The following is a 26,671-nucleotide window of genomic DNA, read 5'->3' as shown; positions in this document are numbered from 1 at the left end:
TTTTCAAGAGATCGCGTGTTCTCTTCCACTACATTTTTTTGATATATGTTAGAATGGAGAAATGACTTAGGCATTTATACCTTTCCGCATTCGTTAAATTTCATACCAAGTTTGTTTTCATTAGGAAAGGTCGTGATTACGTGACAATTCGTTACCCAAACGGAAAAGCTTTTATGAATGCCTCACTTGCCAAAGCACCAGCAAAAAAAGAGGCTTACGGTGGCAGAGGTATGACGTTTGAACAAGATATTGATGAATCGAATGCGTATTATTTAAGTCGCCAAAAGGCTGTTATTCATAAGAAACCAACACCTGTGCAAATTGTAAAAGTCGATTACCCCAAAAGAAGTGCTGCAGTAATAAAAGAAGCTTACTTCAAACAAGCATCAACCACAGACTACAACGGTGTTTACAAAGGGGCCTACATTGATTTCGAAGCAAAGGAAACAAAAAACAAAACGTCTTTTCCCTTAAAAAACATACATGATCATCAAATTACACATATGCGCTCTGTTTTGGAGCAAGGCGGGATTTGTTTTGTTTTAATCCGATTTCACATGACAGGAGAGGTTTTTCTTATTGATGCAGCCCATATGATTACTTTTTACGATGAGCAACACCTACGGAAATCAATTAAAAAAACTGATATTGAACACTTTGGTCACATCGTCACCACCGGTTATCATCCAAGGATTGATTACTTAACCGCAGTTGACCAAATATACTTTCAGTCGTCCACAAAAGGAGCGAACATAGATGGCAGATGAGTACAAATCAAGGCAAGAACGAAAAAATGCATCACAAAAAGACAAGACAAAAACAACGAAAAACAAACCGAAAACAAAAAAACGTGGCGTTCTCAAAAAAATAGCCCTGTCACTAGCACTTATTATTGGTTTAGGAATTATCGGGGGCGGAATAGCGGTTGGTGTTATTATTGCTGGGGCTCCTGACATTGATAAAGAGCAATTAACGCTTCCTCAGTCTTTGCAACTTCATGATATGGACGATGAGCTTGCGTTTACCCTTTCTGGTACCGAAAGACGGATTAATGCAGACATTGGTGAGATGCCGCCCCATTTAACAAATGCCTTTCTCGCCATTGAGGATCACCGCTTTAGAGACCATTTTGGTGTCGATGTCCGGCGTCTTGGTGGCGCGGTCTTAGCGAACATTCGCGAAGGTTTTGGTGCTGAAGGTGGATCAACGATTACGCAACAGCTTGTTAAAAACTTATTCTTAAACGATGAAAAAGCTTTATCGCGAAAAATTCAAGAAGCGTACTTAGCGATCCAGTTGGAGCGACGCTATTCAAAAGATGAAATTTTAGAGATGTATCTGAACCAAGTCAATTTAGGTCCTTCTGTTGGCTACGGGGTTCAGCTTGCATCTGAGCGCTATTTTGGCAAAGATGATCTTAGTGACTTAACAATTGCTGATGCGGCCGTTTTAGCGGCAATTCCACAGCGACCAGCTGCACTTGATCCTAATCGTAACCCGGAAAACAATCAACAGCGTCGCAACACGGTTATTGACCGGATGGAGCGCGAAGGCTTTATTACGGCTGATGAAGCTGAAGAAGCACGTAACACGGATATTAACGATCAGATTAACTATGTTGAAGAAGAAGATTCCAACTGGTTAACGTTTTATGATGAGGTGTTGACTGAGCTTGAAGAAATGCCTGAGTTAACGCGTAACGACATTTACAATTCTGGTCTAAAAGTTTATACAACGCTTGATATGGACGCACAAAACCTCGTTAACGATGTCCTTAAATCAGGCGAGTACTCAAATCTTCCTTTTCCGGATAACGAAGATTTCAGAGCCGGCGTCACGTTAATTGACAATAACACTGGCGCAATTCGAGCCCTTGGAAACGGAACAGAAGAAAACGACGCTCGCGTCCAAAACTTTGCGACGATCCAGCGCAATCAGGGTTCAGTCATGAAGCCATTGCTTAGCTATGCACCGTTGATCGATTCACAGCAAAAGCCAACTGCGGAAATAATTGTTGACGAACCATATAACTACGTAGAGCAACCGGATAGACCTGTACGTAACTTTGACCGTCAATTCCAAGGTCCAATTACAATGCGCGAAGCTCTTTCACGCTCCCGAAATGTTCCTGCAGTAAAAGCGATGAATGAAGTAGGCGTAGAAAATGCGTATCAATTCGTTGATCAAATGTATGAAATAGGCGACGGACGAACCGAGGCAGGAATTCTTGGGCCAGCCATTTCTTCCACAAAAGATATTGCCGGTTCATATGCAGCTTTTGCTAATGGAGGTCAATATACAGAACCATATACGATTCGTAAAATTGTATTTCCAGACGGGCGCGAGCTAGATATACAGCCTGAAACAACGCAAGTGATGGAAGACTATACGGCGTATATGATTACCGATATGTTAAAAACGGCAATGACTAGCGGTACAGGTCAAGCAGCGCAAGTACCAGGCGTACCGATTGCCGGTAAAACGGGAACGGGTAACTTTGGCGATGAAGAGATTGAACGTTATAATATCCCCCAAGGTGGGATAATGACATCTGCCTTTGCCGGTTACAGTACAAATTATTCAATGTCCGTCTGGCTTGGCTTTGATAAAAATAAAGAAGGCAACTATTTAAGCTCGTCGGAGCACGGTAATATTGCGCGTCACGTATTCCGCCATGTCATGACCGGGGTGCATGAAGGCGTAGAAACTGCCGACTTTTCAAGACCAGATTCGGTTGAAGAGAAACGCGTCGAACGATCCACTGGCTTATTGCCAAGTGCAGGTACGCCAAGCAGTCAAATCATTACGGAATTATTTGTTCGTGGCACGGTTCCAGAGTCTGTTTCTGAGCAGTTCGCTGAGATTCCTGATCCAAGCGGCCTTGACTATACGTATGATGAAGAAGCAGAAACGCTTCAATTCTCATGGTCTTATTCATCAGACTTCCTTGATCAAGTTGAATTTGATACGTCCATTTCAAGTGGGTCACTTGATGTTGATGAGGATAATTTAACGGCAACTGTAGCAAATGTTACACCGGGCTCAAGCTATACGTTTACCGTTCAAGCGCGAGCAACTGACGGAACGGGAGTCACAAGTAGTTCAGTCTCGGTTACCGCACAAATTGAAGCCGTTGAGGAAGAGGAAGAAGAAGAAGAAGAAGAACCTATTGAAGAAGAGCCGCCACCTGAAGAAGAGGAACCAGTTGAAGAAGAACCTCCAACAGAAGGAACGGATCCAGATGAAGGCGATTCTCCAGACGGCTCCAACGGCGATGAAAATAACGGTGGTTCCACAGATCCCGATTCTGGGACAGATACCCAACCGGATGAAGAAGAACCAACAGAACCTACTGAGCCAACAGAACCTGAAGATCCAGGTGATGAGACAGACGACGGCGAGGCCAATAGCCAAAGCAACGATGAAGACTAAAAAACCAAGGCAGCTATGCTGCCTTGGTTTTTTCTATTGTGTTAGCAACCGGTTTTCCAATTTCTCTTGCTCTGCTCTCATCTGGTTTGATAATGATGGGTTTGTAAATCGTTCTCTTTTTTTTAGCTCGTTTTCCATGCTGTATTCAACATGTCTTAACGCTGTTGCATGAGCCAATTTCACTTCAGCTTGAATTTGATCAATTAGAGTTGCTTCCATCTCTCTAATAAATGCAGACAGCTGTTGCGAAAGCTCTTTTGCTGCGTCTTCCTTCATCTGTACCAAGATTCCTTGTTCAAAAAATGTTCTAGCTGAAGTAAACTGATTCGTATACTGCTCTAGTGCTAAATTAGCGTTCAGTTCTTCCAGCTTCATCGTAAACGAAACCGAATGTTTTGGCACATTGAGATAAAAAGCTGAATAATTCTGTTTGATCATTTCTTGCCATTCATTTATCCACTGATCGTGGTGACGCTGGAACAATAAACTTAAGCGGACATTTGTTGCTTTTAATTCTTGCGCGAGAAAATAAACCCCTTCTTCTTTCCATTGAATAAGGTTCATTCGCAAAGCTTCTTTTTGCTGTTTTTTGCTCGTTCCTGTAATGGTTGATACATTCAAATACTCATTAAATTGATCACGAACGACAAAGTGGATTCGTTCTCTTAGGTACGTAAACAATTCAATTGCTTCTTGTGTTAACCGCAGCTTAAACGGTTTCCCTTCTTCTGTAGCAAAATCTCGCGTCACTTTTGTAAGGTATTGTGTCGCTCTTTCGAACAAAAGCGCTTGCTCCTCTTTATTCAAGTTCGCATACATGTGTAAGTCATAGAGCTCAGAACAGTAGGATTTAATATCTTGCATTAAAGCTTGTTGCCCTAACTGTTTAAATGACGTAATCATCGGTCCATAAAGCTCTTGCTCAAAGGCGCGAAACAAGGACGATTGGACATTTTTTTGTTTTTTGTCTGTAAGAGCTTGTTTACTTGATACAGGATAAAGCTGTGCGTCGTCAACACCCGCTTGCAATAATGATTTACGAACATAGCTTTCAACACCTAAACGCTCTTCTTCACTGCTAGCTAAATCAATCGCATTTAAAATAAAATACAGTTTTTTAGACGTAAACTGTTGATTAATCTTACCTAACTGTTCGATAAATTGAGCATCCGCTTTAGAAAACGAATGATTGTAATAGGTTACATAGAAAATGGCATCGGACTGCTTCACTTGTTCATAGGCTACATTTGTATGGCGGCCATTAATTGAATTTACACCTGGCGTATCGACAAGCGTTAAGCCTTTTTCGGTTAAATGACAATCGTAATGAATAAGCACATTTGAAATTAAGCAAGCTGTTGATTCATTTGCGACAAGATCAGATAATGTAGCAATTGAAACGGTTTCTACTGTTGCTAGCAGCAATTCTTTTTCTTTTAAACTCGTTTGTAAGGTCTCCACATAGGAGAGCGCTTGTTTCTTTGCCGCTGTATCTCCTTTAAAGGTCTTGACACGAAAAGATTGAATGCTCTTAAGAGACAATTGAACTGCAAGAAGCCTTGAAATGGATGCTAATTCTTTATCTAGTTCATCATAGCTTTTATATGTGACGTGAACAGAACCGTGCTTCGATTCTTCTGTTGATTTCGTTACCGTTGTAACTGTCGCCGTTGTCGGGTGTGGGGATGTTGGTAAGACGTCATCACCTAACAATGCGTTAGCAAAGCTTGATTTCCCTGCACTAAAAGCACCAAATAGGGAGACCGTAAAACGTTCATTGCTCGTTGAATCCATACGGCGCTGGATTCGATCTCGCCACTCTATTCCCCATTGCTCCTCTCGATATTCAGCTAAAATTGCTTGAAGCGAGAGTAAATCTACGTCCTTGTGCGCGGTATACGTTTCCCCTTTTCTACGGTCGTCAACGGTTGATTGCAATAACGTTTTTGGCTGTGTAACAACTAAGCCTTCATGCCAGACAGAATCAATCGGCTCAGTGGCTTGCTTCATCGCTTCTTTCATTTCAAGCTCAAGCTTCCCACTATCATCATGTTTTTTCGCTAATCGCTCTACTTCAAGATACCTTTTATTAAATTGTTCTCGACAGTCCCTCAATTTTTGAACAAAAGGAAGCATCTTCTGTTTTGTTTTAATCGTTTGATTAGCTAACTTCATTGATGATTGATCAAATACTTCAAGCTCTTTTTCAGCGACTTCAAGTGCATGGAACGCTTTTTTTCGAAGCATTCGCTTTATTTGATCGGTTTTATCTTTCGTGTATTGATAGACATACTGGTCGGAAAATGTACTTTTTGGAAGAGCTTCTTTTAAAAAATCTTCGCTAATGGATATCGATAAGTCTTCAAGAGCATTTAAGAAGGGTTCCTTGTTTGTCATTTGTTCTAAAGGAAGCGATTGCAACGATTGATGCAAATGAAAAACCAATTGCGATTGAAGCTGATCTTCAAGTTTCTGAATAAGCTCGTTCGTTCGCTTCCTACGTTCTTCAGCCGTTTTACGAGCTGAGAAGAGCAACCCCATTTTAAAATTAGGTTTCATCGCTTTTAACCAAAGCGCTGTTTGATCAGTAAGCGTTGCATTAAATAGTGTAACCTGCCGGAACAACGAATCCCAATCCTTCAAGTATGACTCTCTTCTGTTATCAATTGTCGCTACTAGTTCATGGAGATGATCCTTTTCTTGATCAAGATGATGAACAGCTTCAACCATAAATCCATCTTCTTGGATTTCAGCTTCAATTCCCTCAAGAGCCTCTTCCTCTTCATCCGCTAATCGCCGTTTTAATGCCAAATAGAAACTACGCTCTAGTCGTTTTTTACTTAACTGGGCTAGCCTTTCTCCTTCAGCAAGCAAGGCAAAGAAGTCATTTTTAAAGTGGTTTAATTCATTTTGATCAGCTTCATACATAGATGTATAGTAAATGGTTTGATAATTTATTTTCCAAGACTGCAAAATTGAATCAATGTCATTTTTATAAGCGGTAAAAGAAAGTTCTTGTTCATCATGTTTGTCGATTTGGTTAACGACAAGAATAAGCGGTTTGCCTTCATCAGACAATTGCTTTAAAAAAGACAGATTTGTTTCTGCTTTAACATGATTGTAATCCATCACATAAAGAACAGCGTCTGTTGTAAATAAAGCCTCCAGCGTCACGTTTTGATGTGTTGGATCAGTTGAATCAACACCAGGTGTATCTAAAAGCGTACTTCCATGCTTTAAAAAAGGGACCGGTGCTTGTATGGTAATTTTTTGAACAGTTTCGCCATCCATACCCAGCATTCGAATTGAATCCCAATCAATTTCTCCTGTGTAGCGATTTGACTTTCCATTAGTATAGTCAATTAATACGCCAAGCTCTCCATATGAAATTTCCATTTGATTAGCACTCGTTGGAATCGGGCTTGTAGGCAACAAATGCACGCCTAGTAAATGATTAATTAATGTCGATTTACCAGAGGAGAAGTGACCACTAAGAGCGACGGTAAAAATCTGCTTTTGCTGAATCAACTTCCATTGTTTTTCTTCCTTTTCATTTAAATTCAATGTCGTATGTATGTCGTTCACTCACGTCTTCCTCACTTTCGATTAAAGCTGAGATGATAATAGATAAATTCGTTCATTTAATCGTTGAAGCTCATCCATAATCGCACAAAGCTGAATAAATGATAAGTAGTGATCATGCGTTAAAATAAATTGAATGCGCTCTACTCCATTAATTGGTTTATTTCTAAAACGTTTTAAATGTTGATTAAAAGCTAGTAGTGACACTCTTTCATGATTGAGCCAACAAACTGATTGAATTAAAAGCGCTTTTGCTTTCCTTAATCCAGCTTTTGCTTCTTTCATTTGCCGATTTTTATATAACAGGGACAACGCCGCTTTTTCTTTGTTCCATTTCTCACAGATTAAGGAGACATGTTCATAAGGTTTTAGCCATGGGCGCACATCGTCCACCATATCTTCAGCAAAAGCAATGCTCCACTGACGTTCACTAAACGATTCATTATACGTAATGAAGACGCGATCTCCTTGAGCATAAAAAGGTTCCATTAAAAGTGTTTCAGGCACTACTTTATCCATGTGGCAGCTGATCCTTTAGGCGCTTTTTTCCTTCACGACACATCGATACTAAGGGACAACTGGGGCATTTTGGCGACTGCGCTTTACAATGATAGCGCCCAAAAAAGATAAGACGGTGGTGCGCATCAGACCAGTCTTCCCGCTTGATTTTCTTTTGCAGCGTTTCTTCTACTTGACGGACGTTGTCTTTCCACCGGCAGATACCTAATCGTTTCGATACTCGCTCAACGTGCGTATCGACTGCAATAGCGGGCACGCCAAAAGCAACGCTCGTAACAACATTAGCCGTTTTTCTGCCAACTCCTGCCAAAGATTCAAGCTCTTCTCTTGTTTCAGGAACAACGCCTGCAAAATCCTCTATTAGAGAAAAGGATAATTTTTTAATGTTTTTTGCTTTGTTTCTAAAGAGACCGATGGAGCGTATATCTTGTTCCAGCTCCTCTAACTCTACACGCACATAGTCTTCCGGCGCTTTGTATTTTTCAAAAAGTCTTGGAGTTACTTTATTCACTAATGCATCCGTACATTGCGCCGACAATACAACTGCAATTAACAATTCAAACGGATTTTTATGGACAAGTTCGCATTCTGCTTCCGGAAATAGTTCCCCCATTTGATCAATGGCGAACTGCGTATCTTTTTTTGATAGCATCTTAAACTCCTTATAAATTTTCAAGCCAGTGAAATCCAGGAATATTTGCTGGCTGACTTGAAGCTTGTTTCCGCTCCTGTGGTATTTTTTTGCGGAAGCGTTCGCTATAGTCTCTTGCTTGTTCAGGTGAGCGAATTCCGTTCTTTTTCCATTCAAATAAGATCCGGTCAATATATCGGAAATTCAGTTTTCCTGAAACAACTGCTTCTCGTAAAGCAGCTAGTATAAGGTCAATCCCATGCTGATCTTGATCAAACCACATTGATAACGTCTCTGCTTCAATAGGCGATAACGGTCGTGCAAACTCTTGCTCAAATCGTTGGTATAATTGGCCTTCTTTTTCCGCTTTTATATTCTCAACTTTTGTTTCACTCTCTTGCTCCAAATGGTGTATTAACGAAGCCCACAAAGGTTCTAAAGAACAATGCTCGTACATGACGCCCGTATCTTCTTCTTGTTTATTCTCAATCGATAGAAGTCGCTTACGTACAAGGGTTCCAATAATTTCTGCACACGCGTCTAAAGAAAGCGTCATTCGTTCACTTAATGTTTGTGGGGTTGGAAACGCATCCCCTGCGTCCAACAATGATTGTATATGCAATAAAACCATTAATTCATGTTCATTTATATTTAGCTTTGTATAATGTTCTAATAGCAAATGGGGAATGGATAAATGTTTTTGTTGCGCCCATTTCATAAATACTTGTTGCTTCATTCTAACCACCTCTAGGTTATCAGTATAACACGATTCGTTTCCTTCACGGAAACGAAAAAAGCTGGCTTTTAAAAAGCCAGCTTCCTCTATTTATGGGTGTAGACGATTTAATAATCTTGGGAATCCAATTGATTCTCTTACATGCTCAATTCCTGATAACCAAGCAACCGTTCGTTCAAGGCCGAGCCCAAATCCCGAATGAGGTACAGAGCCATATTTACGTAAATCAAGATACCATTGATACGCTTCAAGCGGCAAGTTATGAGCTGCTATTTCTTGTTTTAATAGATCATAATCATGAATTCGCTCGGAACCACCAATTACTTCTCCATACCCTTCTGGCGCAATTAAATCTGCACATAACACAACATCATCACGATCAGGTGCTGGTTGCATATAAAATGGTTTAAGCGATTTTGGATAATGCGTAATGAAAACAGGCTTTTCATAATGCTCCGCTAACGCCGTCTCATGCGGTGCTCCAAAATCATCGCCCCACTTAATATCATCAAAGCCTTTTTCAAGCAAAAGCTCTAATGCTTTATCATAGGTAATTCGTGGGAATGGTGCTTGAATCGCTTCAAGCTTTGACTGATCTCGGCCAAGGACTGTTAGTTCGAGCTGACATTCTTTTAGAACAGCTTGGGCTAAATAGCTAACATACTGTTCTTGAATCTCAAGACTTTCTTCATGCTCGACAAATGACATCTCTGGTTCAATCATCCAAAACTCGATCAAATGCCTGCGCGTCTTTGATTTCTCAGCGCGGAACGTTGGTCCGAAGGTGAAAACACGTCCTAACGCCATTGCACCTGCTTCAGCGTAAAGCTGACCACTCTGTGAGAGATAGGCATCCTCATCAAAATACTTTGTTTGAAAAAGCTCTGATGTTCCTTCCGGTGAGCTCCCCGTTAAAATAGGCGAGTCCAATTTCGTAAAGCCTTGTTCAAAAAAGAAGTCGTAGGTTGATTTAATGATTTGGTTCCTAATTTTCATGACCGCATGTTGTTTCTTCGAACGAAGCCATAAATGTCTATGATCCATTAGAAACTCTGTTCCATGTTCCTTAGGCGTTATTGGATAATCAGTCGATGCATGAATAATAGCCAAATTTGTAACCGTTAATTCATAACCGAATGGTGAACGGTCGTCTGCACGAACGACTCCAGTAACGTACAATGAGCTTTCTTGCGTAATCGTTTTCGCTGTCTTAAAAATTTCTTCATCAACCTCTGCTTTGACAACAACTCCTTGAATAAAACCTGTTCCATCACGAAGCTGTAAAAAAGCAATTTTTCCGCTGGAGCGTTTATTAGCAATCCACGCCCCAATGGTTACCTCTTTGTCGACATATTTACCTACTTGGGCAATTGTTGTTTTCAAAACGTCTATTCCTCCTGCTTTATAACAAGCTAACTTGTCCATAATCGCTTTACATTATACCCTTAACCAATTTTTTTAGTCAATTACGGGTTTGTGTGAAGACTGTAGCTTTTTATATAGTCTCCTGTCTCAAACGAAACATAATAAAACACTTTTCCAGTTGCTTCTGAATGGTACGTGAATTCATAAATAGCCTGTCCTTCTTCCAGTCCAAGGCGAACAGATTCAAACGAACCAACACCTAATTCATTAGCTACCTGTTCCGTTACATTGTCTTTGGTGATGCCATCTTCCTTCAATAGTACTAATGGATCTTCCCGTTTCTCTTCATTTTGATTAAGCCAAAGGAAGGCTTCATCCCCTTCATCCGTTAAACCTTCTGCAACCCAGTATCCCTCTTCACCATGATAAAAAGAAACATTCATTACTTGATTAAGTAATTGTTCATTTTCTATATAATTGCTTGCTTCTACAGCACCATCTGTTAAAGGACTTCTTATTGCATTGTAAAGATAGAGACTTATTCCTGCTCCAATAACGACACAAGCAGTAACGATTATTAAAAGAATTCTTTTCATTACAGCCGCCTCTATACTTCGTAGATCGTTAATGTAATCTTTTGTTCATCCTCTTGATCAAGGGCAAAGCCAAACGTTAAACCTTTGTCTTTTAATGTTCGATTTAATTGATCAACGACTTTATAAAAATCATCGGTCCGTTCTACTGTAACAGTAGACAATACTTTCATTTTTCCTAGTTCTGTTCGATCCATAACAGCACAACCTTTCTCCTCCAAGAGTATACAAACCAATATCTAGGCTTCCCCTACAATCTTTACTAAACATACTGCCTGCCAAAAGTGACAAACTAGAAGTACGCCAGTTGAAGGGGGGCGCGAAGATGAAGCAGAACGGCTTAGCCGCTTGGTTTCAGCAAAATAAAAGCAATGTCTCATTGCTTTGTCGGGAAGACGAGTCCATTGATGAGATAATGGCCTTTACCTTAAAACAGACCGCCTTTCCCGCGGCATTTGAAGCATCTTCTGCCAAGGAAGCAGATATGCAGGCTGAAACTGACTAAAAACCTTCTACCTACACCTCAGGACGCTGCTTTTGCAGCGTTTTATTTTTGTAATAGCAGCAGTTGCTGATTTGCTTCAGCTAAAATTTTCTCTTTATCAAGCGTTAAGATGTTTCTATTACGCATTAGTGCTTTTCCTTGAACAAATGAATCGGTTACGTCAGAACCTTTTGCCGCGAAAACAAGATGCGATAGCACATCGGTTTTTGGATGCAGGTGGGCTTGTTCAGCAGAAATCAAGATAAAATCAGCTTGATTTCCTACTTTTATAGATCCTACATCATGGTAACGCAATGCTTTCGCGCCTGATATTGTAGCCATTTCTAACCCTTCATACGTTTCAACCATATTAGCTTGTTCATTTATCCCCCGCTGTAATAAGACAGCAAAACGCATTTCTTCAAATAAATCGAGGGCATTATTTGAGGCAACGGAGTCGGTTCCAAGCGCCACTGTTAAATCATGTTTTAACATACTGGCGACGGGTGCGATACCTGCCCCTAGCTTTAAATTGCTTTTCGGGTTATGGGAAATAGCCGCATTGTGTTTTTCAAGTAACTCAAAATGCTGTTCATGCATATGAACACCATGTGCAAACAACCATTCCGTCCCGCTTAGAAGGTCTCGTTCTTCTAATAATTCAAGCGGATGCATTCCGTGCTCTGTTAAATAATCATTGATTTCTTTCCTTGTTTCAGCAAGATGCATATGAACTGGTAACGACCTTTCTCTTGCTGCATCAACGATACGCTCAATGTAATCAGGTGGACACGTGTAAGGGGCGTGGGGAGCCAGCATCGTTTGAATGCGCCCATTGCCACTGCCGCGAAACTGCTCAGCCAACTGAATGGACTCTGCTAATTTTTCATCCTGCTCTTCACGAGAACAAAGTCCAATAACAGAACGCATTAATGTCGCTCGTAAGCCTACTTGTGCAACTTCCTCAGCAAATTCTGGCATCTGCAGATGATACATATCCAAGAAAGAGGTCGTCCCAGACTCAATCATTTCCACCATCGCTAACCTTCTTGCTGCCTGGACAGCTTCAGGTGTTAATTTCTTTTCAATTGGCCATATTTTATCTTCCAACCATTGATTTAAAGGCAAGTCATCGTTTATCCCTCTTAAAAGGGACATACCAGTATGACCATGTGTGTTGACTAAACCCGGCATTAACCATTTTCCATTCGCATCAATCACATCGACTCCCTCTAGCAAAGGAGCTTGAGGCTCTCCCGCCTCTACTTCAATAAAGCGTCCATCCTTTATGAGCACATAGCCAGTACGAAGTAATTCTTTTTCTTCATTCATCGTGACGATAGTTGCATTTTTAATAAGTGTGTCCACTACTCTTCCTCCCTATTATACAGGTGTTGCTCTATAAGTGTCTCCAACTTGCCTTCGTAGATTGGAACAGACGGTAGTGAATCTAAAAACGTATGACCATAGCGAGTCGTTACAATACGGCGATCAAAAACAAACACCGTTCCAATATCTTGCTTTGTGCGAATTAATCGTCCAAACCCTTGTTTAAAGCGAATAACAGCTTGTGGTAATGATAACTCCATAAATGGATTTTGACCAATTTCTTTTGCACGTTCAATCTGTGCGCGATTTAGCGGCTGATTAGGAGGGGCAAACGGCAGCCGTACTATCATTAGGTGTTCTAATTCATTCCCTGGTAAATCAATACCTTCCCAGAAACTGCTCGTGCCAAATAATATCGCGGATTGTTCAGCTTGTTTAAACATTTTTAGAAGCCTAGTTCTTGATCCGCTGGAGACGCCTTGGCCAATTAAGGTTAACGTACTATCTGCGTCTAAATCCTTCACATAATAAAAAACTTTTCTTAACATATCATAAGATGTGAACAAAACGAGTGCTTTTTTCTTTGAGTATTCTGTAATACGCCAAATCTTTATTGCGATATCTTGAACGTATAAATCATCATTAGTACCACGAACATTGGGAATATCAGATGGTATTAAGACCGTTACCTGACTTTCATATGAAAAAGGCGATTCAATGTGACTTGTACGCACGCCAAAATCTTCAAGACCTAACCGATCTATTTGATAAGCAAATGAATGGTTCACTGTCAGTGTTGCCGATGTCATGACTACACTTTTCTTTTTTGCGAAAAACTGATCTGCTAACTGATTTGATACATCGATTGGTTTGGCATAAAGATAGGTGGCATTTTTTGCCCCCTTCGGTTCAGCTTCAATCCAGTAGACAAATTGATCATCCTGTTCTAATAGTAATTCATAAACCAATTGCACCTGTTCCTCAAATGAACCTATAACCGTATAAATGTCAGCCAACGAAGAACGATCCAAATAAGACATCGCTTCACTATCTTTAACGAGTAAACAAGCTTGAGATAATTCTTTAACAACGCTTTCCCCTGCAACTTGAATACGCATCGCGCTTTCAAGGATACCTTGCCACAACGACCCTTGTTCATTAAAACTATCGTAAACATAGCTTATTCGCCCAACATCTGTTGCTCCAGTCTCAACCGTTAGCGCAAATACATGCAGCATGCGAAACAATTCATCCACATCCTCTTTTGCCAACTGAATCGCTTTTACCGCACTGGATAAAGAGTAGTTAATTTGTTTTTGAACCAAAAGCTGCTCTAATTTCTTTATGGCACTGTTTTGGGTATTGTCGGTTAAGCGGCTAAAGGCAAAGCCAAACGATAAGTGATTCGTTGTCTGCCCAAAGTGATCACTTGCTGCTTCCTCTAAATGATGAGCTTCATCAACTACAACGTGCGAATAGGTTGGGATAATTGAACTTTTTTGGACAACATCGGTTAATAACAAAGCATGATTTGTAATAATTAAGTCTGCATTTTGAGCATTTCGACGTGAACGATGATAAAAACAACGAGAAAACCAAGGGTTATAACTCCCTAAATCTGAAACGCCATCGCTTTGTACGGCTTTCCAAAACATTCTACCACCACTTGATAAATTTAACTCTTCCATGTCTCCATAGTCGGTTTCCAGTAGCCAGACGAGAATTTGCGCTTTCGATAAGCAAACATCATAGGAATCCTCTTCGTTTTCAGTTAGCGCGCGCTCAAACTTACGCAAATCGAGATAATGACTTCTTCCCTTTAATACCGTCATCCTTATTTGAAAAGGCAGTATTTTCGACAATAGTTTAAGGTCACGTTGAAGCAACTGTTCTTGCAAGGGAATGGAATACGTTGAAATCACTACAGGCTTTTTTGTCTTTTTAGCATAAAACGCACTTGGAATTAAATAACCCAAACTTTTTCCAGTTCCCGTTCCTGCTTCAATTAAATGATGTGCATGATCTTCAAATGTTTGATAAACCTGGTTCATCATCTCTTTTTGGCCTGCTCGTGTTTCGAATGTATCAAACACGCTTGAAAGCCACCCATCTTCTCCGAGAAGCTGATCTTCTGATTCATTAAATGTTGGAGCGCCCACTTCTTCCTTCAATTCTTTTTCAAGCGTTGGTTTTTTTAATGCAAGCTGTCTGTATATATCAAAATCCGACTGAAGGTCTGCTTCAGGCTTCTCTTGTTTTTGTTTTTTAAGGGGGTGAATCAAGGCTTCCCAATCGCTTTTTAATTTTAGCGTGATCTGCTCTAATGATTGCAGTGTAATCAAAGGGAGAGAATCTAACTTATGTAATAGATGCAAAAACAACTCAGCCGTCATTTCCGCATCACTATCGGCTTGATGTGGCCTTTCATGCTCCATGTTTAAGCTGCTCGTCAACTCAGATAATTTATAGCTTTCTTGTTTCGGTAATAATACTCGACTTAGTTCAACCGTATCAAACTGAAGACAATGAGGAAAATCCAGCCCTTCAAGTTTTAATTGAGCTTTCAAAAATCCTTTATCAAAAGGGACATTATGGGCAAAAAAGCTCGCCCCCTCCATAAAGTCAAGTAACTCATGCGCGACTTGATTAAAAGCCGGAGCTCCTTTTACATCGTCATTTGATATTCCAGTTAATTCTGCGATAAAAGGCGGAATGTCACAAAAAGGATCCACATACGTCGAAAAACGATCCGTTATTTTGCGACCTTCCACCTTAACAGCACCGATCTGTATAATTCGTGCACCTTGATTTGGGGAGTTTCCTGTCGTTTCCAAATCAAGTACTACAAACGTTTGAGACACTTTTCCACCTCAATTCACGGGTATTACCCCGTTCCATCCACATTTGCCGATTGAATAAGCGCTAATGACTTCCCAGCATTCTTATCCGTTTCCGCTAAATGAGCCAATAGCTCTATTGCTCGATCATCTCCAGCTAGTGCTTTATTCCAAGCAAAGCCGTGAAGCCAATCAGATTCTTTTCCATTTATAAACATAATTTGCTCGTAACAATAGCAAGCTAAATCATGTTCGCCAAGCCACTCGGTAATCTTCGCTAATCTGACAAGTTCATTAATAGTATCGACTTGTTCAGCAAAATCAAGCCAAACACCTCGGCACTCTTCTTTTCTGTCCTGAGCATACAAGGCTAGACCAAGTGCCATTAATGAATCCGCATCTTCACGTTTTACTGCAAACTGATGAAAACAGTTCACTGCATAGTCATAAGAACCTAGCCAGTAATAACATACTCCTAAATTATACACGACATCGATATTGTCTGCTAAACAATTCGCTTTTTCAAGATAATGAATCGCTTTTTCCGCGTCACGCTCAATCATTTCAATTAAGCCTAAACCAACATAGGTAAAGTGTAAGATAGCAGAACTTGTTGTTGCTTGGATAAGCGTATAAAAAACATGTCGTGCTTCGTTCATTTGATTCGTATATAAAGACGAATAAGCAATATATAAATAACGAAGGTTTTCCGTCTCGCCTATTCCCTGTTCTTTGTTTAATTCAATTAATGCTTCTTCATACAGCTGATTATCGAACAATTGCGTGCCACTAGTATTAAACGCATGGCTGTTCCCTAATTTACTTACATGTTCTTTTAACAAATGAATTGATTCATCAAGTGAACCCCATGTATGAAGCAATTGTTCTGTCATTGCTTCTAATTTATTGATGGCTTGTGTCTGATCACCAATCGGGCTTTGCCAGACGGAATCATACAATGTGTGCCATGAGTGCATCCATTCCTTCATAAAAAATCCCTCCCCAAGGTTCTTCTCATCAGTTTGTATCACTCAAGGAGGGAATATTCACTTTAACGAACGGTAGAAGCTGGCTCTGTACCAAGCATTTCTACAATTTCGTTGGTTTCATCCAAAATGGCTACTTTTGGTTCATGTGTTAACGCTTCGCTGTTTTCCATCATCGCATAGGTCAGAATAATAACAACATCGCCTGGCTGCACTCTGCGTGCTGCTGCACCATTTAAACAGACATCACGTTTTCCTCTAGGCCCTTTAATCACGTAGGTCTCAAAGCGCTCACCGTTGTTATTGTTTACAATTTGTACCTTTTCGTTCTCGACAATATCAACAGCATCCATTAAATCTTCATCAATCGTAATGCTGCCTACATAGTTTAAATTAGATTCCGTTACACGTGCACGGTGCAACTTCGCTTTCATCATCGTACGAAACATTTATGCGTCACCTCTGTTGTAGTTAATAAGAATATGATCAATTAAACGCGCATCTGAAAAGTGGTATGCAAGAGCGAGAATAACAGTTCCAACCGGTTGCTGAATGGGTTTTAAAGAAGGATACTCATAAGCCTCAACATAATCAATTTCCCCCACCGGAATACGCTGTAGTTCTGTTGTAACATAAGCGATTAATTCATTCACATTGTATACCGAAAGGTCAGCCGCCTCTTGAAGTGCTTGATAAAGTTTAGGCGCAAGTTCGCGTTCATTTCTCGTTAACCGCATATTGCGTGAACTTTTGGCTAAACCATCTTTTTCTCGCACGGTTGGGCAACCAATAATTTGTACGGGTAAAAAGAATTCTTTGCTTAATTGTTTAAGAATTGCTAACTGTTGTGCATCCTTTTGACCGAAAAACGCTTTATGGGGACGAACAATTGACAGTAGTTTTAATACGACAGTTGCAACCCCATCAAAGTGACCTGGTCGACTTTTTCCACATAAAACAGAAGCTCCTTGATTTACATGAATGGTTTGGGTTGGACCGTCTGGGTATACATCTAATTCTTTCGGGTGAAATAAGACATCGCACCCTGCGCTTTTAGTTATTTTTTTGTCTTGCTCCAGCTGACGCGGATAAGAGTCGAAATCTTCGTTAGGACCAAATTGAAGTGGGTTAACAAAGATCGAAACGATAAGGATATCACATGTTTGCTTCGCTTGCTTCATTAATGACTGGTGCCCTTCATGTAAGGCACCCATCGTGGCAACAAACCCAATTGTCTTATTTTCAGCTCTAATCGGGCCAAGTACTTGCTGGAGCTCTTTTACCACACTTACTGAAATCACGATTCTTCGCCTCCATATACTTGAAGCCAACCGGTATCTTTCATTGTGTAAGTGTGTTCTTTCGCTGGGAAATCTCGCTGCTTCACTTCTTGAACATAGGAAGCTAACCCCTCTTGAATCGTATGAGAAATAGACGTGTATTGTTTTACAAATTTAGGTATCCGCTCTGATTCATAACCAATCACATCATGGTAGACGAGTACCTGTCCATCCGTACCACTGCCTGCTCCAATTCCAATAATAGGAACATCTACTTCAGTGGCTAACAAATCTCCTAATTGATGAGGTACACACTCAACTACAATCGCAAACGCGCCTGCTTTTTCTAGTGCTTTAGCTTCTTGGATAAGCTTTTCTCCATCTTCTTTGCCTTTTCCTTGTACTTGATAGCCTCCAAGAACACCTACAGATTGAGGAGTAAGACCAATATGACCAACAACCGGTATACCAGCTTGCACGAGCAGTTGAACCGTTTCCACGATCTCTAAACCACCTTCTAGCTTAACGGCATCAGCACCTGCTTCTTGAATTAATCTACGTACATTCGCGGCCGTTTCAGCAAAAGATCCATGATAACTAAAAAACGGCAAATCCGTTACAACAAACGTATCTCTGGCTCCTCTTTTCACCGCTTTCGTATGAAGTACCATGTCATCAACTGTGACAGGAATTGTCGAATCATAGCCGAGCACGACCATGCCAAGTGAATCCCCAACAAGGATTAGATCGACACCAGCTCGTTCAGCTAATTTTGCCGAAGGAGCATCATACGCAGTTAGCATAGCAATTGGCTCTTGCTCCTGCTTCATTTTCTTTAATTGTTTCGTTGTCTTCATGTTTTCCATCCTCCTGTTTCATGTGTTCAACCTATGTTTGAACTGCATGAAACGGCGAAAACCCCTCGCTGTACAGCAAGGGGTAAATTAGCGTCTCATTATCGTCTCGGTTCTTACGAATCCAAGCGGTATGCGGACGCTATATCCCATTTCAGTTGGGTGCCGTTCTAGCAGATACAGCCCTTGCGCCATTAGTATAGCATACGTTTAAGGGTTCGTGTCGAGTTCAATGTCTGCTGAATAGATCAAGTGTTCTTTTCCATGCTCATCCCTCACGCGAAGCAATCCTTCATCTGTGATCCCAAGCGCATAACCATAAATGACCTCATTTGGCGTCCTGGCATACAGATTCGTGTGTACGCTGATGGCTCTTGCTTCCCATAAAGATTTAATTGATTTAAAACCATTATCTAGATAAGCTTGGTAAATCCATTCAAATTCATTCATTACTTGTGCGACTAGCTTTGCACGATTAACGGTCTCTCCCGTTTCTGCCTGAATTGATGTGGCAATTGTTGAAAGCTCAGCTTTAAAATCAGCCGCTGCTTGATTGCAATTAAGACCCATTCCAACAATGACATATTTTAATTGATCAGGGTCCGCCGCCATCTCTGTTAAAATACCTACAAGCTTTTTCCCTTTATATAAAATATCATTTGGCCACTTAATTTCGCACTCCAGTCCTGCGACTGATTCAATTGCACGAGTAACCGCTACAGCTGCCAGCAATGTTAGTTGAGGCGCTTGCTGAATTGGAATCGTTGGTCTCAAAACAAGAGACATCGAAACGGATTGACCTTTGTTTGCTTGCCAACGTCTACCTAAACGACCTTTACCGTCACTTTGTTCATTTGCTAAAACAAGCGTCCCTTCTTCACATTCTTTTGCGGCGTATCCATGTGCAAGCGGTTGGGTTGATGGAACGGTATCAAAATAGTGAATCATTTGACCAAATGACTCTGTTCGTAAAAACGGTTTTACATCGTGCGGAAGCATTGTATCAGGAGTCGCTAGTAACTTATAACCTCTGCGGGGCGCAGACTCAATTTCATATCCTTGTTCACGTAGCGCTTTTAACTGCTTCCAAATGGCTGTCCGACTTACACCCAATGTCTGGCTCATTTCTTCACCTGAGACATATTTACCTGATTCAAGCAGATGCAACAATTTCGCTTTCATATTATGAAGTTCCTTTCTTCAAAAAAGACAGAAGTTCTTCTTTTTCATTGTTTACGGTTCCGCTAACAACCGCTTGCTCCAGGCTCAAGAGGGCCTCATTAACCCAAGGTCCTGCTGGACGCTTCATGATTTGAAGCAAATCATGACCTGATAAAGCAAGTTCATTTTTAGCATGAATCGGTAACCTAGCGTAATGAGAATCAAGCTCCTGTTTTGTCCATACCATTAGCCCCCGACTCTTTCTAACTTGCTCAATTAATAAAGCGATTTCCAGACCGGCTTTATACAACATCATGTTTGTCCAACCATGACTCTGACGTTTATCGTAAAAAGCATAAGCTCGCTTCACCTTTTTTTTCAATTGATTTGCAAGGGAAAAAGAAGCTAAAAAATCAGTGGACTGAATACTAACTGCCAACTCTAACCACGCTCGATCTTTCTCCGTCCATGTTTCACGAGGTAAAAAATGAACCAAATCTTTTTGTTTGATGGCACTTAGCCCAGATATTTCCTCTAAGATGCCTGTTTTTTTTAATAATAAGAACGCTTCATTTTTGTGCATACCGAGTATCAATTGTTCTGTTTCATGTGTAATACGCTCTTTTGCAACAGATCTCAAAAGATGAGACAAGGACTTTATACTAGTTAGCAACTTCTGGTTCGGATTAAAGCCCAGTACGCTCACAAATCGAGCTGCTCGAAGCATTCTTAAAGGGTCTTGTTGAAAAGCCACATTCGGATCAATTGAACACAACTGCTTGGCTTCTAAATCTTGAAGTCCACCGCTAACATCGATGACACGATAATGTACGTCCATTGCTAACGAATTTATTGTAAAATCACGATTCTTCAAATCGGCTTCCAGTGTATCTCCTTTAAAAGGCGTTATTTCAAATAAAGAGCCGTTATGACGAACTAATACCGTTTGATGCGCTTTATTGACTTGAACAGATTTTCCAAAACATGCTTTTATTTCATCAGTTGTTGCTGAAGTCGTTAGATCGTAATCATGGATTGGTCTTTTTAAAAGAAAATCTCGCACGGCGCCACCGACTAGATAGGCTTCGTGTCCAGCTTCGTTTAGCTGTTTGATGCAGGCAATTGCGTCGTCCATGTTCATGCTAAATCTTCTCCATAAAGCATTTTTTCATAGAGCCGCTCGTATTGACTAACCACCGACTGTGAATAGAAATGTTTCTGCACTCGTTTATGGGCAGCTTTTCGGAATGACTGTTTTAGTACAGGGTCATTTAACAAACGTAACGCATGTCTAGCAACTGCTTCTACATCACCTAACGGAACGAGAAACCCACTCACTTCATCTTCAATTACCTCGGGGATCCCACCAATTTTTGTTCCAATAACCGGCACACCACATGCCATTGCCTCAAGTGCAACTAGGCCAAAACTTTCTTTTTCACTTAGTAAAAGCATAAGGTCACTCATTGAGAGTAACTCGGCAATATGCTTTTGATTACCTAATAATAAAACATCGTCTTGTAACCCATTTTCTGCAACAAATTGGCGCGCAACCGGTAATTCTGGCCCGTTTCCAATCAACAACAACTTAGCTTTCCGTTCTTTCCTTATCAATAAAAAGCTTTTCAAAACATCAAGTATTCGCTTTACCGGTCTAAAATTTGAAATATGAATAAGAACATCTTCCTTTTCATCAATTCCATAATGTGCTCTTAACCCTTCTACTGGTTTGGGATAATACACATCCTCATCAATGAAATTATAAACTGTTTCAATTGATTTCGACGTATTTACAAGGCGTTTCGTCTGCTCAACTAAATCGTTTGAAACCGCTGTAACGCAATCTGATTGTTCAATTCCAAACTTAATCAATTGCCTTAAGGATGGATCAAACCCAAGAACCGTAATGTCAGTACCATGCAGCGTCGTCATAATCTTAATATCTCGACCACTCATTTGCTTCGCTAGAATCGCACAAACAGCATGAGGAACCGCATAATGAACATGAAGAAAATCCAGTTCATGGGTGCGGATAACTTCAGCCATTTTACTAGCTGCTGTTAAATCATGTGGCGCATGTTTAAAAACGGCATACTGATTCACTTCAACTTCATGGAAAAAGATATTTGGGTAAATTCGATCGTCTAAGCGGAACGGAATTTCACTTGTAATAAAATGAACTTCATGTCCTCGTGATGCGAGCTGCTTCCCAAGTTCAGTAGCCACAACTCCAGATCCACCAACTGTTGGATAACAGCTAATTCCAATCTTTTTTTTCTTCAACTACGTTCCGCACCCTTCCAATAAATCCGTCATTAGTAGAGGCTTGCTTGTTATAAACCCCTCAGCTAACCGAATACCCGCTTCTTTACCAAAAAGTTGATCACGCGCTTTTACCGCTTCAATATAATGGTCGGTTAACGGCGTAGACACGCCATCAACAGGTGTAAACTGGCTTCGATATGCTTGTAACGCACTTATTTTTTTATCGTAAACGGTTTCCACATCAACTAAAAAATCAGGACGATCAAAGCCATTAATAAAATATGTATAGACGGATTGCACCTTGTGCACATCGCCTTCACTTTCATATTGTTTAATACCAGCATTAAAAACCGCTTCTTTTATAATGGAACCACAATGACCATGATCAGGATGTCGATCAGCCGCAGGCAAGAAAACTAGCTTTGGTCGTGTTTTGCGAATAACGGAAACAATTTGCTTTAACTGATGTTCGGTCATCCGTGACAGCCCTCGATCAGCAATTTGTAACTGATGACGAACGGAAATTCCTAAAACATCCGCAGCTTCCCGTGCCTCGATCTGTCTTTGTTCAACCGTCCCATTTGATGATAGTTCAGCTTCTGTTAATGTTAAAAAGCCACATTTATATCCTTTGTTTTGATACAACGCAATGGTTCCACCCATTCCAATTTCAATGTCATCCGGATGGGCACCACATGCTAAAAGATCGACTTGTTCATCCATGCAATTATCCCCTTTTCCCATCGTTCCATTCACTATACCATATCTGTTCTATTTGCAACAAAAGCCTGCCTAGACTAATCAAAGGCTGGATTAGATTCAGCTCAATTGGGCATTGTAAATTAAACGGAGTTAAGGAGTGAGCCTCTATCGATTTTCCAACCATTCATACGAACTTTTGGGATGGAGTCATCGCCATCCCCTGTGTATTACTGCTGACTCAACTTCTAAAAAAAACGATTCCTATTAAAGGAGCCTATGTCCCGACAATTGCCACTGTTATTGGTTTACTCATCTCGATCTTTATTAGCCACCCACATCAGCTTCATGCTGGCCTTTTCATGGGCTTTGTGTATGGCAGTTCCGCTGTTGGTACATACGCCTCATTAAAAACATCATGGCGAGCGTTTCGAAGCATGGATGAAACCACTTAAAAAAGAGGAAGCCAGGGGCTTCCTCTTTTCTATTACAAACCTTCTTGTTCGTGGACAATATCACGAAAGGCAAAGTCTCCTCGTTCCAATCCTTTAATTAGAATTTCCGCCGTTCCTAAATTTGTTGCCAGGGGTACTTCTTGAACATCACAGAGACGAATTAATGCGGTCACATCTGGTTCATGAGGCTGAGCCGTCAAAGGGTCGCGTAAAAAGATGATTAAGTCAAACTCGTTCTCTGCTACAAGTGCACCGATTTGCTGGTCACCACCAAGGGGCCCCGATTTAAAGCGTTTCACCGTTAACGCCGTTGCTTCCATAATACGTGTCCCTGTCGTCCCTGTCCCGTAAAGTTCATGAACAGATAAAATCGGTTCATATGCAATGCAGAAATCAACCATCGATTTCTTCTTTTTATCATGAGCAATTAACGCAATCTTCATAGGTAAAACCACTCCTTAATCGATTAAGTTTTCTAAACCGTAAACAAGTGTTTCAAGCTTTAACACCTGGTCAATCGCTAATTTCACTCCAGGCATAAAGCTTTTTCGATTTAAAGAATCATGCTTAATTGAAAGCGTTTGGCCTTCTCCACCAAATAAAACTTCTTGATGGGCCACGCGACCTGGCAATCGAACGCTATGAATGCGCATGCCCTCATAGTCTGCACCACGGGCTCCTGCTCGTTCCTCTACTTCTTGCTCATGGCCTTGATGTTTCGGCTGGCGTTCTTGCGCAATTAATTGCGCTGTTTTTAGCGCTGTTCCAGAAGGGGCGTCAAGCTTTTGGTCATGATGTTGTTCAATAATCTCAACATCAGGCATGTACCGTGCCGCCAGCTGTGAAAACTTCATCATTAAGATAGCGCCTATCGCAAAATTAGGTGCTATGATCGCACCAAGCTGCTTTTCTTCGGCTAACCGTGTTAAATCACTAATATCTTGATCAGAAAAACCCGTTGTACCCACAACAGGTCGAACACCGTGGAGGAAAGCAATTTCCATATGTTTCTTTCCAAACGCAGGGGTGGTTAAATCGACTAAAACATCAACGTTTTGCTCGGAAAAACAACGATCCATCTCTGTATATATAGGGACATCAACATCGCTGAATTCAGGAAAATCACTTAAACGCATCCCATCATGCTTTGAATCAACAACAGCAACAAGCGTTAAATCTTGTTCTTTTATACAAAGTTGAACAGCTTCGTAGCCCATTTTACCTCTGGGACCTGCTACTACAATTCGAGTCATTTATTATCTTCCTCTTTCTCTATTTTTGTCCAGCGATTGGCATCTCTTGTCGTAAATTTCTTCATCACTAAATCATGCGCCTCGTCTAAATTAATATGTAATGAATTTGCAAAACAAATTAATACAAATAACATATCACCTAACTCTTGTTCAATCGCTTTTTCTTCTTCTGTAGATTTTTTTGGTTTTTCTCCATAGGTATGATTGACTTCTCGAGCCAATTCACCTAGCTCTTCTGACATTCTAGCGAGCATTGCTAGCGGACTAAAGTATCCTTCTTTAAATTGACCAATGTAGGCATCAACTTCTTGTTGCATCTGTTGCATCGTTTTTCGTTCCGACACATAAAACACGTCCCTTCGTATCTATCCTAGCGAATACAAGCCAAATGCGCAATTTAAATTCAATGATTTCTTTTTTTTATAAACTTGAGTACACTAATAAAGCAGTGGTTTGAAAGGAGTACATACTATGACCCGACACTTAAAAAACAGTATCTTTATTTTAATTGGAACAGCTTTAATGGCATTTGGTCTTGTTTATTTTAATATGCAGTACAATTTAGCTGATGGAGGCGTCACAGGTATAACGTTATTGCTATACTTTTTATTTGAAATGAATCCAGCGATTACAAACCTCATCATTAATATTCCACTCTTTTTTATCGGTTGGAAAATGCTTGGACGGATTACTTTCTTTTATACGCTACTCGGCACACTAAGTTTATCGTTATTTTTAGACCTGTTTCAACGGGTTTCGTTTGAAGTTGTTCTTGCAGATGATTTAATGCTTGCAGCTTTGTTTGCCGGTGCAATTGTCGGCGTCGGTTTAGGCATTGTTTTTCGCTTTGGTGGAACAACGGGTGGCGCCGACATTCTTGCAAAATTATGTTTACGTTATTTTGGCTGGAGTATCGGTCGCACCTTTCTCGTATTTGACTCATGCGTGATTGCCTTATCTCTTGTCTTTTATCTAGATTTAAGAGAAGCAATGTATACAATTGTTTATGTCTTTATCGCAGCCAAAGTCATTGATTTTATTCAACAAGGATCTTATTCTGCGAAAGCTGCCTTTATTATTTCGGATTCGATGCCGGCAATTTCTCAAGCCATTTTACAAGAGATGGGGCGCGGTGCGACAACGTTCCAAGGACGAGGTACGTTCACTGGGAATGAGAAAGAAATCCTCTATTGTGTTGTTGCTCGAAACGAGACGGTACGCTTGCGTAATCTTGTTCACCGGATCGATCCACATGCCTTTATGGCGATAAATGATGTATCTGAAGCAGCAGGAGAAGGTTTTACATTAGACGACAATAAAAAACCTCTCCGCGTGGATTAACAAAAGCTTATAAAAATTGAATGGGACGAATAGCGTAATTGGATAAGCAACATATAGTAATAGAATCGTTGGAATGTAGGGGGATGTTCAGATGGTAACTATCAAGCGTAAACAGCTGGGCGAATTGTAATGGACCATTTACTCATAGGCTCAACACTTGCGGCTCTTGCCACTGGTGTTGGAGCACTTCCGATTTTATTCTTTAAGCAGTTTAGCCATAAATGGCGCGATGTCCTCCTCGCTTTTACAGCAGGTGTGATGGTTTCAGCCTCAATGCTTGAATTATTGCCCGAATCATTAGCTTTATCAAATATTTATGTAACGGCAATTGGGCTTATTTTAGGAACGTTTGTCTTAACGCTGCTTGAACGAAAAGTACCACATATTCATATCGAGCATAAAACGAGGACAATTGTCGTTGATCGAAAAGCTGCTTTGATTGTTGCTGCTATTACCTTACACAACTTACCAGAAGGTCTTGCTGTCGGCGTAAGCTTTGCCAGTGAACAAGAAAGCATGGGACCTCTTATTGCCCTTGCCATGGGTATACAGAATATGCCTGAAGGATTACTCGTTGCCCTTTATCTTGTTCAGTCCAATATTGGTAAGTGGAAGGCCTTTTTAGTTGCTACAGCAACAGGTGCTGTTGAAATTGTGACGGCACTGCTTGGATTCTGGCTTGCGTCCTACATTAGCTTTATTCTGCCGCTAGGTTTAGCCTTTGCCGCTGGGGCTATGCTTTTTATCGTCTATAAAGAACTCATTCCTGAATCTCATGGGGATGGCAACGAAAGAAGCTCGACTTTCTCTTTTATTGGCGGACTACTTGTCATGCTATTGCTAATTGATCTTTTCAGTTAAAAAAAGCT

The 26,671-nt window shown here is 40.6% G+C and carries 26 protein-coding genes; 6 read left to right on the top strand and 20 right to left on the bottom strand.

Annotated features, from left to right (window positions below; translation table 11 throughout):
- Positions 1 to 140 precede the first annotated feature (140 nt).
- Both recU and JOC54_RS16855 read left to right on the top strand, forming a co-directional pair.
- Positions 141 to 767 carry a Holliday junction resolvase RecU gene (recU, locus tag JOC54_RS16860; RefSeq protein ID WP_204467726.1) on the top strand — a complete coding sequence of 209 codons (627 nt, stop codon included), beginning with the start codon at positions 141 to 143 and terminating at the stop codon, positions 765 to 767.
- Positions 757 to 3,432, top strand: a complete 2,676-nt coding sequence (locus tag JOC54_RS16855; protein ID WP_204467724.1) for a penicillin-binding protein 1A — start codon at positions 757 to 759, stop codon at positions 3,430 to 3,432. The genes recU and JOC54_RS16855 overlap by 11 nt, the downstream gene beginning before the upstream one ends.
- Before the next feature lie 33 nt (positions 3,433 to 3,465).
- Here the strand turns inward: JOC54_RS16855 and JOC54_RS16850 are convergent, their stop codons facing one another.
- From JOC54_RS16850 to JOC54_RS16820, 7 genes are all read right to left on the bottom strand, one after another.
- The gene (locus tag JOC54_RS16850) at positions 3,466 to 7,017 is read right to left on the bottom strand and encodes a dynamin family protein (protein WP_204467722.1); all 3,552 of its coding nucleotides are present in this window, start codon (positions 7,015 to 7,017) and stop codon (positions 3,466 to 3,468) included.
- Positions 7,018 to 7,038: 21 nt separating this feature from the next.
- Positions 7,039 to 7,533, bottom strand: coding sequence for a YpoC family protein (locus JOC54_RS16845; protein ID WP_204467720.1), 495 nt, complete (start codon positions 7,531 to 7,533; stop codon positions 7,039 to 7,041).
- Positions 7,526 to 8,185 (bottom strand): endonuclease III, encoded by a 660-nt coding sequence (gene nth / locus JOC54_RS16840; RefSeq protein WP_035420898.1) that lies wholly within the window; start codon positions 8,183 to 8,185, stop codon positions 7,526 to 7,528. Before nth ends, JOC54_RS16845 begins: the two co-directional genes overlap by 8 nt.
- Positions 8,186 to 8,195: 10 nt before the next feature.
- The gene (locus tag JOC54_RS16835; protein ID WP_035420897.1) at positions 8,196 to 8,900 is read right to left on the bottom strand and encodes a DnaD domain-containing protein; all 705 of its coding nucleotides are present in this window, start codon (positions 8,898 to 8,900) and stop codon (positions 8,196 to 8,198) included.
- Between the two features lie 90 nt (positions 8,901 to 8,990).
- Positions 8,991 to 10,283, bottom strand: coding sequence for an asparagine--tRNA ligase (gene asnS, locus JOC54_RS16830; RefSeq protein WP_204467717.1), 1,293 nt, complete (start codon positions 10,281 to 10,283; stop codon positions 8,991 to 8,993).
- 83 nt (positions 10,284 to 10,366) lie between these two features.
- Positions 10,367 to 10,861, bottom strand: coding sequence for a hypothetical protein (locus JOC54_RS16825; RefSeq protein WP_204467715.1), 495 nt, complete (start codon positions 10,859 to 10,861; stop codon positions 10,367 to 10,369).
- 11 nt (positions 10,862 to 10,872) lie between these two features.
- Positions 10,873 to 11,055: a YpmA family protein gene (locus tag JOC54_RS16820; protein ID WP_035420894.1), complete on the bottom strand. Its 183-nt coding sequence runs from the start codon at positions 11,053 to 11,055 to the stop codon at positions 10,873 to 10,875.
- A 128-nt stretch (positions 11,056 to 11,183) separates the two neighbouring features.
- Between JOC54_RS16820 and JOC54_RS16815 the strand changes: the two genes are divergently transcribed.
- Entirely contained in the window at positions 11,184 to 11,363 is a 180-nt protein-coding gene (locus JOC54_RS16815) for a hypothetical protein (protein ID WP_035420893.1), read from the top strand.
- Positions 11,364 to 11,405: 42 nt separating this feature from the next.
- Here the strand turns inward: JOC54_RS16815 and JOC54_RS16810 are convergent, their stop codons facing one another.
- From JOC54_RS16810 to bshB1, 10 genes are all read right to left on the bottom strand, one after another.
- Complete coding sequence (locus JOC54_RS16810; RefSeq protein WP_204467713.1) at positions 11,406 to 12,710, bottom strand: amidohydrolase; 1,305 nt, start codon at positions 12,708 to 12,710, stop codon at positions 11,406 to 11,408.
- Entirely contained in the window at positions 12,710 to 15,532 is a 2,823-nt protein-coding gene (gene dinG / locus JOC54_RS16805; RefSeq protein ID WP_204467711.1) for an ATP-dependent DNA helicase DinG, read from the bottom strand. Before dinG ends, JOC54_RS16810 begins: the two co-directional genes overlap by 1 nt.
- Before the next feature lie 23 nt (positions 15,533 to 15,555).
- Entirely contained in the window at positions 15,556 to 16,497 is a 942-nt protein-coding gene (locus JOC54_RS16800) for a tetratricopeptide repeat protein (RefSeq protein WP_204467708.1), read from the bottom strand.
- A gap of 62 nt (positions 16,498 to 16,559) precedes the next feature.
- Entirely contained in the window at positions 16,560 to 16,943 is a 384-nt protein-coding gene (gene panD, locus JOC54_RS16795; RefSeq protein WP_054793650.1) for an aspartate 1-decarboxylase, read from the bottom strand.
- The gene (gene panC / locus JOC54_RS16790) at positions 16,944 to 17,795 is read right to left on the bottom strand and encodes a pantoate--beta-alanine ligase (RefSeq protein WP_204467706.1); all 852 of its coding nucleotides are present in this window, start codon (positions 17,793 to 17,795) and stop codon (positions 16,944 to 16,946) included.
- The gene (gene panB, locus JOC54_RS16785; protein ID WP_204467703.1) at positions 17,792 to 18,631 is read right to left on the bottom strand and encodes a 3-methyl-2-oxobutanoate hydroxymethyltransferase; all 840 of its coding nucleotides are present in this window, start codon (positions 18,629 to 18,631) and stop codon (positions 17,792 to 17,794) included. The genes panC and panB overlap by 4 nt, the downstream gene beginning before the upstream one ends.
- Before the next feature lie 207 nt (positions 18,632 to 18,838).
- The gene (locus JOC54_RS16780; protein WP_204467701.1) at positions 18,839 to 19,810 is read right to left on the bottom strand and encodes a biotin--[acetyl-CoA-carboxylase] ligase; all 972 of its coding nucleotides are present in this window, start codon (positions 19,808 to 19,810) and stop codon (positions 18,839 to 18,841) included.
- A gap of 1 nt (position 19,811) precedes the next feature.
- The gene (locus tag JOC54_RS16775) at positions 19,812 to 20,930 is read right to left on the bottom strand and encodes a CCA tRNA nucleotidyltransferase (RefSeq protein WP_204467698.1); all 1,119 of its coding nucleotides are present in this window, start codon (positions 20,928 to 20,930) and stop codon (positions 19,812 to 19,814) included.
- Positions 20,927 to 22,072: an N-acetyl-alpha-D-glucosaminyl L-malate synthase BshA gene (bshA, locus tag JOC54_RS16770; RefSeq protein WP_204467695.1), complete on the bottom strand. Its 1,146-nt coding sequence runs from the start codon at positions 22,070 to 22,072 to the stop codon at positions 20,927 to 20,929. Before bshA ends, JOC54_RS16775 begins: the two co-directional genes overlap by 4 nt.
- Positions 22,073 to 22,777, bottom strand: coding sequence for a bacillithiol biosynthesis deacetylase BshB1 (gene bshB1, locus JOC54_RS16765; RefSeq protein ID WP_204467693.1), 705 nt, complete (start codon positions 22,775 to 22,777; stop codon positions 22,073 to 22,075).
- Between the two features lie 146 nt (positions 22,778 to 22,923).
- Between bshB1 and JOC54_RS23010 the strand changes: the two genes are divergently transcribed.
- Positions 22,924 to 23,208 carry a hypothetical protein gene (locus tag JOC54_RS23010; RefSeq protein ID WP_081761245.1) on the top strand — a complete coding sequence of 95 codons (285 nt, stop codon included), beginning with the start codon at positions 22,924 to 22,926 and terminating at the stop codon, positions 23,206 to 23,208.
- Between the two features lie 32 nt (positions 23,209 to 23,240).
- Here JOC54_RS23010 and mgsA read toward each other — a convergent pair whose 3' ends face one another.
- Genes mgsA through JOC54_RS16750 form a run of 3 tightly spaced genes read right to left on the bottom strand, consistent with a single transcriptional unit; the run spans position 23,241 to position 24,787 of the window.
- Positions 23,241 to 23,651: a methylglyoxal synthase gene (gene mgsA, locus JOC54_RS16760; protein ID WP_204467690.1), complete on the bottom strand. Its 411-nt coding sequence runs from the start codon at positions 23,649 to 23,651 to the stop codon at positions 23,241 to 23,243.
- 15 nt (positions 23,652 to 23,666) lie between these two features.
- Positions 23,667 to 24,461 carry a 4-hydroxy-tetrahydrodipicolinate reductase gene (gene dapB / locus JOC54_RS16755; RefSeq protein ID WP_204467688.1) on the bottom strand — a complete coding sequence of 265 codons (795 nt, stop codon included), beginning with the start codon at positions 24,459 to 24,461 and terminating at the stop codon, positions 23,667 to 23,669.
- Entirely contained in the window at positions 24,458 to 24,787 is a 330-nt protein-coding gene (locus JOC54_RS16750; protein WP_054793701.1) for a nucleotide pyrophosphohydrolase, read from the bottom strand. Before JOC54_RS16750 ends, dapB begins: the two co-directional genes overlap by 4 nt.
- Before the next feature lie 145 nt (positions 24,788 to 24,932).
- Between JOC54_RS16750 and JOC54_RS16745 the strand changes: the two genes are divergently transcribed.
- Together JOC54_RS16745 and JOC54_RS16740 are read left to right on the top strand one after the other, a co-directional pair.
- Positions 24,933 to 25,802, top strand: a complete 870-nt coding sequence (locus tag JOC54_RS16745; protein ID WP_204467685.1) for a YitT family protein — start codon at positions 24,933 to 24,935, stop codon at positions 25,800 to 25,802.
- A 129-nt stretch (positions 25,803 to 25,931) separates the two neighbouring features.
- Positions 25,932 to 26,663 (top strand): ZIP family metal transporter, encoded by a 732-nt coding sequence (locus tag JOC54_RS16740; RefSeq protein WP_035420882.1) that lies wholly within the window; start codon positions 25,932 to 25,934, stop codon positions 26,661 to 26,663.
- The last annotated feature ends 8 nt before the right edge of the window (positions 26,664 to 26,671 follow it).

It is taken from the genome of Shouchella xiaoxiensis, from assembly GCF_016907895.1.
Taxonomy (GTDB): Bacteria; Bacillota; Bacilli; order Bacillales; family Bacillaceae_D; genus Shouchella; species Shouchella xiaoxiensis.
This window is presented reverse-complemented; position numbering and strand designations above follow the sequence as displayed.